This window comes from Mesorhizobium sp. WSM4849, assembly GCF_055811385.1.
Map to the genome: position 1 here is coordinate 17,756 of NZ_JBVVPW010000038.1, position 13,535 is coordinate 31,290.

The window sequence follows — 13,535 nt, forward strand, 5'->3', positions numbered from 1 at the left end:
GCCGAATCGGCTGTGCGGTCGTGCCCTGTGCCGGCACGGAACTGCAGACGAGTGCAGCATTCATGTCCCACGACCAGGTAGCAGTCGCCAACGTTGTACGAAAAAGGCGGGATGCGTTTCGGTCCACTGGGCGACAAGTGGTTGCGCCTGTATAAAAGCGGCCCCGGGATGGATGGCCAAATCGCCGACGATCAACTCGCGCGACTCGCAGGCCTCCGGAGCGGATGTCAGGCAAGCCAGAATGACGAGCGTATAAAGCATTGTCTTGTTCCTTCGCGGAGATCGAGTTCGTCCTCGGAGGCGACAGGTTCAATGGCCGGCACGAACGAGTTCGGGAGGGGGCTCGGCTCCTGCCACGAAGAGTTTGCCGCCGGCCCGCGAAATCTCGACGGTTTGGCTGCGCTCGTCCAACCTGCCTGGAACCGAGATCGTGAGGCTTTGGCCTTCATCGAGGGTTGCCTCGAAGCGCACAGGCAAGCCCGCCTCGCCTTCAGCGATCGTGGTGACCACCCGGAAGCTGTTATCGGCTTCCGTATAATAGACGACGCCTTGAAAACCGCCGAGATCGATACTCCCTCCTTGTAGGGGGTCCAGTTCACCTGCAGAGGCGTAGCCCGTCGTCACGCAAAGCGCTGCAAGGACCGTGTATCTGTACATGATATTTTCCTCCTCAACCGAACAGGTCAGAACAAGATCGGTGCGCAAAGCATATGAGGAGTGGGTAGGTTCGTCTGTGGGAATTCTCACACGCGTGGCAACGCATTCAAAAACGAGGCCGGGCGCGTGTGGCAAGATGCGGATCGCGTCATGAGCGCCGGTCGCACCCAACGTCGGCTTTTGGGAAAGATTCCAACGCAGGAAGGTCGGGATTGGGTCATGAGCGGGCATTTGCGAGAGTCTGTTTTGCGCCCAATCTCGGCCGTTCGAGGCGCCTTTGCCACTGCCCAAAAGCAGACGTTACCACGGCAAGCTGTAGGTCGACGTTGCGCCATTTCTTGACATTCCCGGCGATACTCCGAAGCGGACCTTCACGTAAGGGCTCGAGTCGACCCGTTACGGAAGTCGAGGTAGCCGCTCGCCCGCATTGACAGCACTCAGTCGATCCCTCAGCCCAATGCTTCTGCGCAGGTCAGCTATTGTCGGCAATCGCAAGCCGCCGCCCATCTCCACGCCGCGTTTCCGGCGTTCGAGAAGCGAGCACCATGCCGAGCACGATCGCCTTTGCCAGTATCAACATCGCCTTGAGTATTTTCGTCCCTCATCGTCGAGCTGTCCGAGTGGCTGATGGCGACGTAGATTAGCTTTCGTTTTCTGGCCGATGCTTGGTCTGTATGAACGGTCCGGTTGGCAGTCCAAATTGCGTCAGCAGCGCCTGAAAACGCGGATGGTCGTAGACATTCTTGAAATCGCTGTCGATCAGCCAGCGAGCGGTTGCTTGGGGCGCGTTGACGGCCCAGCGCTGGAGCAAGTCGAGGGCCTGCTCGCTTTCGCCCAACAGCGAATAGTCGCATGCGGCGTTGAATTGCGTCAGCGGATCGTCCGGGGCGATGGTTAAGGCGCGAGACACCCATTCGAGCGCGCGCGCTCTCTCGCCGAGTCGGACCAGCGCACCGGCCCCAAGACTGGCCGCCAGCGGGATGTCGGGATGTGCGGCGAGCGCGCGTTCGGCTCGCTCAACGCCAATCAGTGCGGTCCGTCTGGCTTCTTCGTCACGCCCAAGGTCAGCATATGTCTGCGAAAGGATGAGCCACTCCTTGTAATCATCGGGCGAGAGCGCAACACAGTGTTCGTCCATCCGTGCCGATGTCTCAAGGTCGCCCCGATCGCGCGCGGCAAAGCAGTAGAAATAGTAAGCTTCATAGAGGCTTGGGGCCAGTTCGATCGCCCGCTCGAATTCGGCGACGGCTTCGGGGTAGCGATCCTTGTAGTGGAGCGCCATCCCGTAGGAGGTGTGCGCTTCCGCCAGATTGGGATCCAGCTCAAGCGCCTTCAGGCTCGCCACGTGAATATCGTTCACAGTCGTGTCTTCATGCTGGTTGATATAGAGAAACCAGGCGCAATCGGCGAGGCCGGCATAGGCGCGCGCATAGCTCGGGTCCAGCTCCGCCGCCTTCCTGAACATGCGTTGTGCAAGCAACACATGCTGCTGGGTATGTAGATGATAGAGATGGCGGCCCCGGAGATAGTAGTTATAGGCGTCGATGTTTTGCGTCGGTGCTTCGATCGCCTTCTTTTCATGCGGCAGCAGGTTGACCTTCAGCTGCTCGACGATCTTCTTTGTGATCTCGTCCTGCATGGAGAAGATTTCCGTCAGGTCGCGGTCGTGGCGATCGGCCCAGAGGTGCGTGCCGTCCTTCGCGTCGATGAGCTGTGCATTGATGCGCACGCGCTGGCCAGCCTTTCGAACGCTGCCTTCGAGAATGTAGGCGACGTTGAAGCGCCTACCCACCTCCTGCACGTCGGCGTGCTTGCCCTTGTAGGTGAACACCGAGTTGCGCGCGATGACGGATAGCGCCGAGACCTTCGACAGATCGGTGATGATGTCCTCGGTGATGCCGTCGACAAAGTATTCCTGTTCAGGATCGCCGCTTATGTTGGCGAACGGAAGCACCGCGATCGAGAGCTTCGCCTTTGCGAAGGTCGCGGAACTCGAGGAGAGTGTGGCGATCCGCCTGCTGGTCGGTAGATCGAGCATTACGTCGAAGACACGAACCGGGGGATCGATGTTCTTCAGGGTCTGCTCGCCCCTATCCTCGAATGCGAGGTCGAGCTTGTTGCCGATGTGGTCACGGACAGTGCCCGAGACAGCAACGCCACCCGGCTTGGCAATGCCCTCGATACGCGCCGCAACGTTCACGCCGTCGCCGTAGATGTCGTTTTCCTCGACGATAATGTCACCGAGATTGACGCCGATGCGGAACTCGATCCGCTGGTCCTGTGGCACGTCGACGTTGCGCTCGCGCATCTTACGCTGGATGTCTGTCGCGCACGCGACCGCGTTCACCACGCTCGGGAATTCCACCAGGATGCCGTCGCCGGTCAGCTTGACGATGCGCCCTCGGTGCTCGGCAATCTTCGCTTCGACAAGCTCTTCCCGATGAGCCTTCAACGCCGTAAGTGTGCCGGCCTCATTGGCGCCCATGAGGCGGCTGTAGCCGACCACGTCCGCAGCGAGGACAGCAGCCAAACGGCGTTCCATGCTTCTCCGCCTTGAGGCTCAAACAGCACGCACCTTACCACGCGGCGGCCGCTTGTGGAGCAGCGACCTAGGGGAACGCACTCCATTTAGCTTGCGATCACGAACGTCCGAGTTGGATCCACCAGCACTGGTTGCCGCGAATGTCGGCTATTGGGTAGCAAAATGGGTTGATGAAGGTCGGCTTGGGGTCATGGCGGTGAATTGACCCGGAGCAAGCGAGCTTCCGCTTAGCGTCGATTCCTGCGGCCTGGTTTTCGCAAAAGTCCCGGATTAAAGCGACAGTTTTGCGTCTGATTTTTGGACCGTTCCACAATAGGCAGTTTCGCGACCCCCGCAACCATGGCGGTTGCTGCGGCGTATTTTTGACCCAGCCTATGGGGCTATCCGCTTGCCCGAATTCTGAGCCAGAGCGCATTGAGGTATATGCAAAAGAGCCAGGGCAGGTCGAAAAGCGGAAGAGCGGGCCTCGGCTGGATTGCGCACCATCTCGGTCGTAGAACCGCGCAATCATGGTACCTGAAAACGGACCATCGTACAGATTGAGCCCGTTCGACATCTCATGCCAGGGGCCCCAGGTTGCCACCGGCGCGTCTGATAGGACACGGCTGGCCGATCTGGACAGCGCCCGCCGGCCGCGTGCATCGAAAGGCGCGTGTCGCTCACGGACGAACGCGGATGATCGTCTTCCCCGAGCGTCGCTCGGTCGGGTTGAAGGCGGAAACGGCATCGTCGAGGGTCGAGATGTTGCCGATGTTCGTCCGCAGTCGTCCGTCTCGCACACGCTGGACGATCTCACTCAGTTGAGCACGATCGGACTCGACAACGAAGTCGACCGCCAAGCCATTGGCGGGCTGCGCGTCGGGCGGACCGACGACGGTCACCAGTGTTCCTCCGGCTCGAATCAGGGCAGCGGACCGTTTCTGGATGTCGCCGCCGATGACATCGAACACCAGATCGACTCCACCCACGTCTTCCAGGGCGTCGTTCTCGAGGTCGATGAATTCATTTGCGCCGAAATCCAGCGCCTTCTGACGGTCGGCGGCGCGTCCCGTGCCGATGACATAAGCGCCGGCCTCTCGTGCGAGTTGCGTCACCATCGAACCGACTGCGCCGGCCGCGCCGTGCGTCAGGACGCTCTGCCCCGCCTGAAGACGGCCGTGCTGGAATAGTCCCTGCCACGCGGTCAGACCCGAGATTGGCAAGCTCGCGCCCACCGTGAACTCGACGTCACCTGGCAGCGGCGCGAGGTTGCGTGCCTCCATGGCTATATACTCCGCCAGTGTGCCGTCGCGATACCAGTCTGCGAGACCGAACACGCGCTGGCCCACCGACAGTCCCGTCGTGCCGTAGCCGAGGGCGGTAATCACTCCGGCCAGCTCGTGCCCGGGGATCGATGGTGTCCGGTCACGGTCGCGTCGATCGGTCCAGGTCGAGGGCCACGCCAGCTCAGTCGGGACGAATCCCGACGCATGAACCTGAACGACGACGTCGTTTATCGCTGGCTGTGGCTCGGGTCGCTCCGCTAGCTTCATCCCGGCCGTTCCCGCAGCCTGGTCCGTTACTGCGATTGCCTTCATCGGAATAGTCTCCTCGGTCATTTGTCACCTGGCGATGGCCGGTAGATATGTCCGGCTCTGGTCATGAAACAGGACCAAGATTGGCGGGAATGATGGTACCATTGCGCCATGGCCGCTGTGCCCATCCATCTCGACCGCGCCGCAAGGACGCCGCTGGCGACGCAGATTTACCGAGCGGTCCGGGACGCCATCGAGACGGGGCGGCTAGACCCGGGAGCAAAGCTTCCTTCCTGGCGTGATATGGCCGCTCAGCTCGGCGTCTCGCGCGGCACCGTACGCGTCGCGTACCAGCGCCTCATCGACGAGCAGTTCGCGGTCGGCGCCGGCGCGGCGGGCACCCGCGTCGCCGAGGGCCCGTCGCCTTCGTGGTCGCCCTTGTGGTCGCCAGACGTCCCGCCCCTGCCGGAGCTGTTCCATACCTATGGAACGCCGCCCCTGCCGTTCCAGATGGGCGTGCCCTCGCAAGATGCCTTTCCGTTCAAGCTGTGGTCGCGCGTCTTCGCGCGAGCGGCGCGGCGGGCGGCGGCCGCGCCGGTCAGCTATCCCGATCCCCGGGGTGATCCGCAGCTGCGAAAGGAGATCGCGGCCTATGTCGGGATCGCACGGGGTCTTCGGTGCAGTCCCGCCCAGGTGTTCATCGCGGCAGGCTATTCCGGGGCGTTCGGTCTGGCGGTGCGCGCTCTGCAGGTCGAGGGATCGCGAGCCTTGATCGAGGATCCGAGCTTCCCGATCACACGCAAAGCGCTCGACCTGGCCGGCATCACCGTGACGGCCGTTCCGGTCGACGCCGAAGGCCTGGATGTCGCTTCCGGCGTCCGGAGCGCTCAGGACGCAGCGCTGGCGATCGTCACGCCAGGGCAACATGCGCCGCTCGGGATGACGATGTCGCTGACCCGCAGGCTTGCGTTGCTCGCTTGGGCTCGGCGGAGCGACGCCTGGATCATCGAGGACGATTATCTGAGCGAGCTGCAGCTGACCGGCCGGGCGGCTCCAGCGCTCGCTTCGCTCGATCACGGTGGACGGGTCCTGCATATTGGCAGCTTCAGCAAGACGATCAGCCCAGTTCTTCGCCTCGGGTTCGTCGTTGCGCCTATCGAACTGACTGGCCGGTTCGGTGACGTATGCGCCTGCCTGGCGCCGGCTCCAGCCCTAGCGCTCCAAGGCGCGGTGGCCGAGTTCCTACGCGAGGGGCACTATATTCGGCATCTGCGGCGCATGAAGCGCCTCTACGCGTCTCGGCGGCAGGCCCTGCTCGAGGGCCTCGCACAGGTCGGGTCGGAGTCGCTGAAAGTCGAAGCCACCGCTGGCTTGGCCGTCATTGTCTCGACAACGGCCTCTCTGTCGGACGTGGAGATCGCCCGCCGCGCCCGCTCGTTCGGCTTGGCTCCGTCGCCCCTCTCTCAATGGTGCGTCCGATCACCCCCGTGGCAGGGGCTCCTGCTCGGCGTGACCAACTTGGATACGCGTCGGCTTACACAGTATTGCCGACAGCTGGCGGAAGCTGCGCAATAGCGCCACTTGCGCTCAGCGATCCTTGAAGGGCCCGATCCTGCAATGGACTGCTCCTGCCCCTTCGCTTGGGGACACGGGCCGTGTCCGCAAGCCACCCAGTTTGAACCCTTGGAGCGGTCGGACTGGATCGCGCCGCATTTCGGCCTTTGGGATTAACTTGGCACCGCTTAAAAGCAGACATTGCCGACCACTAATGGCAAAACTTAGAGTCTTCTTCAACGAAGCGCGGCGGTGACCGCTTCCGCCAGCGCCGCCGACGACCCGGGATTTTGACCGGTAAGCAGGTTGCCGTCCTCGACGACATGGACGGCCCAGTTCGGTCCCTGCTCAAAGACCGCGCCAGACTTGCGCAGCGTGTCGGCGAGGAGCCAGGGGGCATTGTCCGCGGTGCCGAATTCGATTTCTTCCTCGTCGGTGAGGGAAGTCATCTTGCGCCCCGCGAAAGGCCATTGGCCAGTCTCGTCCTTCGCGGCCAGCAGCGCCGCCGGGCCGTGGCAGACTGCCGCGATGATCTTCTGGTTGCGATTGGCCTCGACCAGCACGCGACCCATGTCCGGGTCCTTGTAGAGATCCTCGACCGGGCCATGCCCGCCCGGAACAACGACGGCATCGTAGCGGCTCACGTCGACGTCGGCGAGGACCAGCGGCGCCTCGATACGCGCCGAATTATTGGTCAGATAGCTGCGCATGCGTTCGGCAACTTTCTCGCTGACGGTCTTGGGGTCGAGGCTGCGCTTGTCCATTGTGGGAGCGACGCCGCTCGGGCTCGCGAGGTCGACCTTGAAGCCTGCTTTGATCAGCGTCTCATCGATCACCACGAACTCCTCGGCCCACACGCCGGTTTCGTAGATGGAGCCATCCGCACGCGTCCACCTATCAGCCGCGGAAAGAACGATCAGAATATTGGGCATCTTACTTCTCCTCACTTCGCTTGCCGTCGCTCAACTTGCCAAAATCCCCGGACCATTCCGGGGTGGTGAGCACAGTATGGCGGCGAAGCACGCATCGATGTTGCCCGAAGCTCGCCGATACTTGCCTGATTGTCCGGAGCCGGCAGGCCGGCCGCGTGAGACTCCGCGCCGGCCTGAGCTTTTCGGCCCGCGAGACGGGCTGGTCGCGGTCAGATGTTCTGGCCGCCCGACACTTCGATCCGCTGCGCGGTGACCCAGCGGTTGTCGGAACCGATCAGGCTGGCGACCGCCGGACCGATGTCGTCTGGCAAACCGACGCGGCCAAGCGCGATCATGTTGGCGAAGGCCTCATTGTACGCCGGCGTGTCGCGCACCGCGCCGCCGAGAAAGTCGGTCTCGATCGCCCCGGGGGCGATCGTGTTCACCGTGATGCCGCGGCTGCCCAGTTCCTTGGCCATGTAGAGCGTCAGGATCTCGACCGCTCCCTTGGCGGCTGAATAGGCTGAGAAGCCCGGATAGCTGACGCGGGTAAGGCCCGAGGAGAAGTTCACGATGCGCCCGCCATCGGCGAGCAGCGGCAGGAACGCCTGGGTCAGGAAGAACACGCCCTTGACGTGAACGTTGAACAGGAGGTCGAACTGCGCCTCGGTCGTCTCGGCAAAGGCGGCCATTTCGCCGTGGCCGGCGTTGTTGACCAGATGATCGAAGTTATCTCGGTTCCAGGTCGAATTCAGCGCCGAACGGACACTCTCGACGAAGGCGGGAATGGCGGAGACGTCGCCGACATCGAGCGGCAGCGCGACCGCCCTGCGGCCCATGCTTTCGATCTCGGCCACCACGGCCTTGGCGCCTTCGGCGCCGCTGCGATAGGTGAGGATGACATCGCCGCTATGGCGGGCGATGCTGATAGCGGTGTTGCGGCCCAGGCCGCGGCTGCCGCCAGTGACGATCGAGATGGTGGTCATCGGTATCTCCTTGGTGATGAGCATTGTGCCCATCAGCACTATCGTCGACCGAACCCGATCCATGTTGCCGGATAGTCGGCCATTCTTGCCTGTTCCTACGCCGACATCCGCTGCCGCCGTTCGACGCAGGACGCGATGACCATTTCCCGGGCGGAGCCGAGATTGACGACGCTCGCTGCGAACAGCGGCGAGTCGACGAGCGAAGGCGTGGCGAAAGCGGGGCAAGGGATTCAAACGCCGTCGCTGCTGCTCCGTCGTTGCATATCCGCGCCGTTGGAACCGTCGAGCCGCAACTGCAGGCGGAGCAGCGCCCTGCCGCACGCGCTCTCCAGGAAAAGCGTCACGGTGGCAGCGAGGAGCAAGAGAAGCCCGGCGACGCCGGTGACCACCATGGCCGCGGTGACGGGAGCGGCAGGGAGGTACCGGAGCTGGACAAGGTACGAACCGGCTAGACCCGGGACGGTGGTTGCGGCGAACAACACGACTGCGGCATTCAGCAGGTCAAGTCCGCGCAACTGCAAGCGTATCCGCCGCTCCGCCAGAGCGATCGCCGCCGCCGGATCCGCATATTGCGACGACAGGCGGTCGTCGCGAGCGGCCAGCGACGCGCGAAACTCGCGCCACTGCGTTATCGCGAGATTATAGCGCATCGTCGCGCCGTTCTGCAGGACGGCGCAAGCGTTCGTCAGGATCGCCGGCCCTGCGATGAACGACAGCGGAAAGAACGGATTGTCGATCAAGGTCATCTGCACTCTCCTGCGATCTTCGCGTGGCAGCCAGGGTCCCAGCCAACCCACGCCCGTCTCGTGTCCCACCAAAGGAACGTCCGAAGTTGCCGGAAACTCGCGAGTTCTTGCCCATTTCTCCTCATGGCGTTGTGACGCGGGGCGACGCGGGTTACTATTCACCCATGGCTCACACTTTGCTCGAGGCCGTACGGCGCTATGCGGAGGCACACGCAGACGCGAACGGCGTTGCCCAGACGCCGATCCCGGGGCTGACGCTCATTCGGCAGACGGCCCCGACCGAGTTGCAATACGCCATCAACAAGCCGCTGATCGCCATGGTGCTGCAAGGAAGCAAGCGGGTGGCCATGGGAAGCAGCACGTTCGACTTCGGCTCGGGAGAGTCCCTCCTGATCACCGCCGACGTGCCGACCGTCAGCCAGATCACGCGCGCCAACATCAGCGTTCCCTATTTCTCGCTCGTCGTCGATCTCGATCCCGCGGTGATCGAGAGCCTGGTCGTTGACATGGGTTCGCTCCCGTTCGATGCCGGCAACCCGGTCCGCGTCGATCCGACCGAAGCGGAAGTCGCCGACTCCGCATTGCGCTTGATGCGCCTCCTCGATCGGCCAGCGTCGTTGGCCGTTCTGCAGCCTCAGTTGATCCGGGAACTGCATTTCTGGCTGCTGTCGGGTCGGCACGGCGGAGCAATTCGTAGCCTCGGCGTTACCGACAGCCATGCGCAGCGCGTGGCGCGCGCGGTGGCGCTCATTCGCGCAAACGTCGCTGAGCCGCTCGGCGTGGAGCAGCTGGCGGACGCCGCCAGCATGAGCGTGTCGTCGTTCCATGAGCACTTCCGGGCCATCACGTCCCTGACGCCGCTTCAGTTCCAAAAGCAGCTCAGGCTGATCGAAGCACGTCGGATGATGCTGGCCGATGGCGAGATGATCAGCAACGCGGCCTACGCCGTGGGATACGAGAGCGTCCCGCAGTTCACGCGCGAGTACGGTCGCATGTTCGGGCTGCCGCCCGCTCGCGACTTGAAAGCCGCCAGGATCCGAATCCGGCCGTCGCCCGAGTTGGCCATTTCAAGTGTCAATTAACAGGCACACGCACGCTCAATCTTGATCATCGATAGCGTGACCGAACTTCCGAAGCGGGTCACGTCACGACGATGCCCACGCCGATCCAAGCGTCCGCTCTTGAAGACCCGCAGCCTAAAGCCGCCATTCCGCTTCCGTGAAGAGTTTCGGGCGCCGGCAGGCGTACGAAAGTCCCCGAGGAAGGAACCCGCGGGCCACAGTCGATGGCTATGGGGATTTCGATTTGCGGCTGATGTCGGCGCAGGCGCGACCGCCGTCGGGGGACGGCGGGTTCGATGTGGACAGACCGCTTCCTTGCGCAGACACAATGCCGCGCAGACCGCGACCGATATAGCCTCCACTGCATAAGCGCGGGCTTTTTGCCTGTCGGGGAGGCCACAATCGAAGGTCGTGGAGGGGTGGAGGTTTTGCCGTTTGATCGGCTGCCGGGAAGGAGCAAGGAGCGCCACAACCCGCCATTCCCTGTTTCGATCGCAAACGGCCGGAGTCGAGCCATTGAGACATCCACAGCGTTGTCGAACGGGTTGTCGTTACCAACAAACGGTCGCTCAGTGACCTTATGACGGCAAACCTGCTTTTCTCAGCAAGCGGCCAAGCTCCCGAACTTTCTCAGGATCGCGGTAATACTCGCCGCTGGTGAAGGTGGAGGCCGTGAGATCTGGCTTGCCCCCGACAGCTTCTCTAACGAGCCGACTGGCTTCGTCGACTCGGTTGAGTTCTACGAGTGCAGCCGCCCGATAGAGGCGCGATCTGTTGGTCTGAAACGTTAGCCTACCGAGGGATTCAATTGCTTCGGCATAGCGGCCCAGCGAATGGAGGGCCACGCCCCTTTCCTCGACGCAATACACAGGAAGGAATGGATCAAGCATCTCGGCTTCGTCGAGCAAGGACAATGAACGCTCTGCTTCGCCCACAAAGGTAAAGACCGCGGCGCATCTTGCCTTGATGTAGGCATCCGTCGGGTTCAATTCCATTGCTCTGCGGCTGTGCGCCAGGGCCTCGTCGAAGTTGCCACCCATAAGTTCAAGCGCGCCCATGATCCGGTTTGCCTCGGCATCGCAGGGGTCAAGCTCGAGCGCGCGGCAAATGTCCCGTCGACCTTGCACGGGGTCGAAACCCGGCAGCCCTGACGCTGCGCAGACCCTCCACGCATAGGCGGCTGCATAGTTCGGATCGGCGTCGATCGCCTTTGTAAACCAGCCGACGGACTGGCGTGCATTGTCATCGGTGACGCCGCCGAGGCGGTGATGATCAAGTCCTCGAAGCAGGCAGTCGAACGCGGTCATGTTTTCTGGCGGCTTTCGGCGCGCCGCCACCATGGCTGCGTCCTCCATCCGTCCGGATACCGTCGCGGCGATCCTCGCGACGGTTCCATCAACCAAAGCGAGGATTTCCTCGAACGGACGCTGGATCTTGTCGCTCCAGACCACCGTCCCCTGGTCGGTTTCCGACAGCGTGAGGCTGATCGAAACCCGCTCTCCGATCTTGCGCACCTGCCCCTCAAGCACATATCGAACGCCCAGAGCCTCGCCGACCCTCACCGGATCTGGGTGGGAGTCCGCAACCGCGAAGCTCGCACTCCGCGAACTGACCGAAAGACGCCGAAACCGCCCCAGTTCGACAATAAGCTCCTCGGTGAGGCCCTCAGCGAGATAGCGCTGGTTCTCGTCGTCGCCCGAAACCCGGAAAGGGAGCACCGCGACCGATGCCGGCCACCGTTCCGTCGTGATGACCAGTTGCGTCGGCGCCGACTGCAGCCGATGCGCTCCGATCTCGCCGCGGACCCGATAGAGGTGCACCGATTCCGTAATGTTCTTGAACGCCCGCTCGCCCATATCGTCGAATATGAACGCAGAATTGCGGCGGACATGATCGAAGAGCGCACCGCTCACATAGATCGAGTCTGGTTCGGCTGCCGCCTGTATGCGCGCCGCGAGGTTGACGCCGTCTCCGACCAGATCATCGCCCTGCACCACGACATCCGCGATATGGAGACCGAACCGCATCCTGAAAGGTTCGGTGTCGGGCTCTTGTGCGCCTGCAAGCGCGCTGCGGATCTCGAATGCACTGCGCACGGCGTTTACGGCGCTCGGAAATTCGGCGAGGGCCCCGTCGCCCGTCGTCTTGAAAACCCGGCCGTCGAGCAGATCGACCTTTTCCGAAATGAGGGCCTGACAGCTAGCCAAGCGTTCCGCGGTTCGCTCCTCGGCTCGCTCCATCATTCCGGAATAGCCGACGATATCGCCGACCATAAGGGCAGCCATTTTGCGTTTCATAGCGAAGCTCCGTGGCGGGCGATCTCCCAATGGCAGCGCCATCGTCTTAGGCGTATCAGGTCAGGAGCTTAGCGCATTGCGAAGCCGGCCGCATCGGGAAAGCGCCTTGCGAACGTCTCGAAGAGGTTGCCGAAACGTCTAACAAAAAGCGCGCTTGTGCGTAGTCCGGCTTCCATCCCTTTCGCGACCTTCAGAAGAAACGGCGCGACGGCCGGAATGGGTCAGGAACGTTGGTTCCGGTTAACGTCGGCTATCGGGCAGCGAAATGGGCTGATGAAGGACGGCAAAGTCACGACGATGCCCACAGCAACCTGAATGTCCGCTCTTGAATATTCGCAGCCCGAAGCTGCCGGTCTGCTGTCGTGAACACTCCGGACGTCCAACTTTGCTGTGTCAACCGTCTGGATGCGTCGCATCAGGCCGAGAGGCTTCGGCCGGGGCAAATCCGGAATGAGCACAGTTGGCGGCTAGCAGTGTTCGGCATTTGCGCTGCAAAAGTCGCATAAGATGCAGTGCGGAATTCAACGGCTGCAAGGTCGTTTTTGAAGATTGCTCTGCCCAGGCTGCTTCAACGGATCCGGTCTCGGCGTCATGCCCCGGCCAAGAGCGCGTCGAGCGGGCCATCTGAACCGTACCGATCGGGCTAATAGGGGAATTGGGCGAAAAGCTCGGTCATCATTTTTTCGCAGACAGCGGGGTCAGTGGCAGCTTTGCATTCTACATTTCCCAGCGCTGTCCGGGCGTTTTGGCTTTTGACTTTTCCGACCTCTTTGACAGTCAGTACTCTCTTGGTGCCATTTTCTTCGATAGTGCACTGATCGCCGTAGCAGGTGGTTACTTGGGCCAAAGCCGCCGGTGTCGCAAAGAGAAACCAAGAAAGGAAAAGCACTCTCATTCGATTATCCATCTCGATGCAGCAAGCAGTCACCCCCGCTATGTTCGAGCATGAAGCAGCAGTCGGTCAACGGGGCAAATCCATGAACCACCATATCGAAGAACTGTCGATGGGGGTGATCAAAGCTCGCCTTGATGGCCGCCACGCTCGGCAGCACGTCCTTGTAAGTTGGGAACAACCTAGTCTTTGAGATAGACGGAAGAGCGGGAGAGAAACCGGACTTTCTGATCTTCGCCGATTTGGAACATCAAGGATTGCATAATTGGCGGCTGTCGTTTAGGTAGCCGCATAACAGCCTGCGGGGGCTAAATGAAATCTTTTAGTGAGGGGGGATTCCCTCTTTCGGGCGTCCGGAATGCATTGCTGGCAGCG

The 13,535-nt window shown here is 62.0% G+C and carries 11 protein-coding genes; 2 read left to right on the top strand and 9 right to left on the bottom strand.

What is annotated here, in order from left to right; translation table 11 throughout:
- Positions 1 to 60 precede the first annotated feature (60 nt).
- The 4 genes from AC0L3L_RS30585 to AC0L3L_RS30600 all read right to left on the bottom strand — a co-directional run bounded on the left by AC0L3L_RS30585 (position 61) and on the right by AC0L3L_RS30600 (position 4,776).
- Positions 61 to 261: a hypothetical protein gene (locus tag AC0L3L_RS30585; protein ID WP_077376813.1), complete on the bottom strand. Its 201-nt coding sequence runs from the start codon at positions 259 to 261 to the stop codon at positions 61 to 63.
- A gap of 48 nt (positions 262 to 309) precedes the next feature.
- Complete coding sequence (locus tag AC0L3L_RS30590) at positions 310 to 657, bottom strand: hypothetical protein (RefSeq protein WP_254026881.1); 348 nt, start codon at positions 655 to 657, stop codon at positions 310 to 312.
- A gap of 640 nt (positions 658 to 1,297) precedes the next feature.
- Complete coding sequence (locus AC0L3L_RS30595) at positions 1,298 to 3,199, bottom strand: TPR end-of-group domain-containing protein (protein ID WP_473640820.1); 1,902 nt, start codon at positions 3,197 to 3,199, stop codon at positions 1,298 to 1,300.
- A gap of 659 nt (positions 3,200 to 3,858) precedes the next feature.
- A complete protein-coding gene (locus AC0L3L_RS30600; RefSeq protein ID WP_473640822.1) occupies positions 3,859 to 4,776 on the bottom strand; it encodes an NADP-dependent oxidoreductase in 918 nt (305 codons plus the stop codon).
- 108 nt (positions 4,777 to 4,884) lie between these two features.
- Here AC0L3L_RS30600 and pdxR point away from each other — a divergent pair, with 108 nt between their 5' ends.
- The gene (gene pdxR, locus AC0L3L_RS30605; protein ID WP_473640824.1) at positions 4,885 to 6,288 is read left to right on the top strand and encodes a MocR-like pyridoxine biosynthesis transcription factor PdxR; all 1,404 of its coding nucleotides are present in this window, start codon (positions 4,885 to 4,887) and stop codon (positions 6,286 to 6,288) included.
- A 215-nt stretch (positions 6,289 to 6,503) separates the two neighbouring features.
- Here the strand turns inward: pdxR and AC0L3L_RS30610 are convergent, their stop codons facing one another.
- From AC0L3L_RS30610 to AC0L3L_RS30620, 3 genes are all read right to left on the bottom strand, one after another.
- Entirely contained in the window at positions 6,504 to 7,199 is a 696-nt protein-coding gene (locus AC0L3L_RS30610; RefSeq protein WP_473640826.1) for a type 1 glutamine amidotransferase domain-containing protein, read from the bottom strand.
- Between the two features lie 209 nt (positions 7,200 to 7,408).
- On the bottom strand, positions 7,409 to 8,164 hold the full coding sequence (locus tag AC0L3L_RS30615; RefSeq protein WP_473640891.1) for an SDR family NAD(P)-dependent oxidoreductase: 756 nt from the start codon (positions 8,162 to 8,164) through the stop codon (positions 7,409 to 7,411).
- A gap of 230 nt (positions 8,165 to 8,394) precedes the next feature.
- Positions 8,395 to 8,910 carry a hypothetical protein gene (locus AC0L3L_RS30620; protein ID WP_473640828.1) on the bottom strand — a complete coding sequence of 172 codons (516 nt, stop codon included), beginning with the start codon at positions 8,908 to 8,910 and terminating at the stop codon, positions 8,395 to 8,397.
- A 164-nt stretch (positions 8,911 to 9,074) separates the two neighbouring features.
- Here AC0L3L_RS30620 and AC0L3L_RS30625 point away from each other — a divergent pair, with 164 nt between their 5' ends.
- Positions 9,075 to 9,992, top strand: a complete 918-nt coding sequence (locus AC0L3L_RS30625) for an AraC family transcriptional regulator (RefSeq protein WP_473640893.1) — start codon at positions 9,075 to 9,077, stop codon at positions 9,990 to 9,992.
- A gap of 557 nt (positions 9,993 to 10,549) precedes the next feature.
- On the opposite strand, the gene AC0L3L_RS30630 is transcribed toward AC0L3L_RS30625, so the two are convergent.
- Both AC0L3L_RS30630 and AC0L3L_RS30635 read right to left on the bottom strand, forming a co-directional pair.
- The gene (locus AC0L3L_RS30630; RefSeq protein WP_473640830.1) at positions 10,550 to 12,310 is read right to left on the bottom strand and encodes an adenylate/guanylate cyclase domain-containing protein; all 1,761 of its coding nucleotides are present in this window, start codon (positions 12,308 to 12,310) and stop codon (positions 10,550 to 10,552) included.
- A gap of 601 nt (positions 12,311 to 12,911) precedes the next feature.
- Positions 12,912 to 13,163 carry a hypothetical protein gene (locus tag AC0L3L_RS30635; RefSeq protein WP_473640831.1) on the bottom strand — a complete coding sequence of 84 codons (252 nt, stop codon included), beginning with the start codon at positions 13,161 to 13,163 and terminating at the stop codon, positions 12,912 to 12,914.
- Positions 13,164 to 13,535 lie beyond the last annotated feature (372 nt).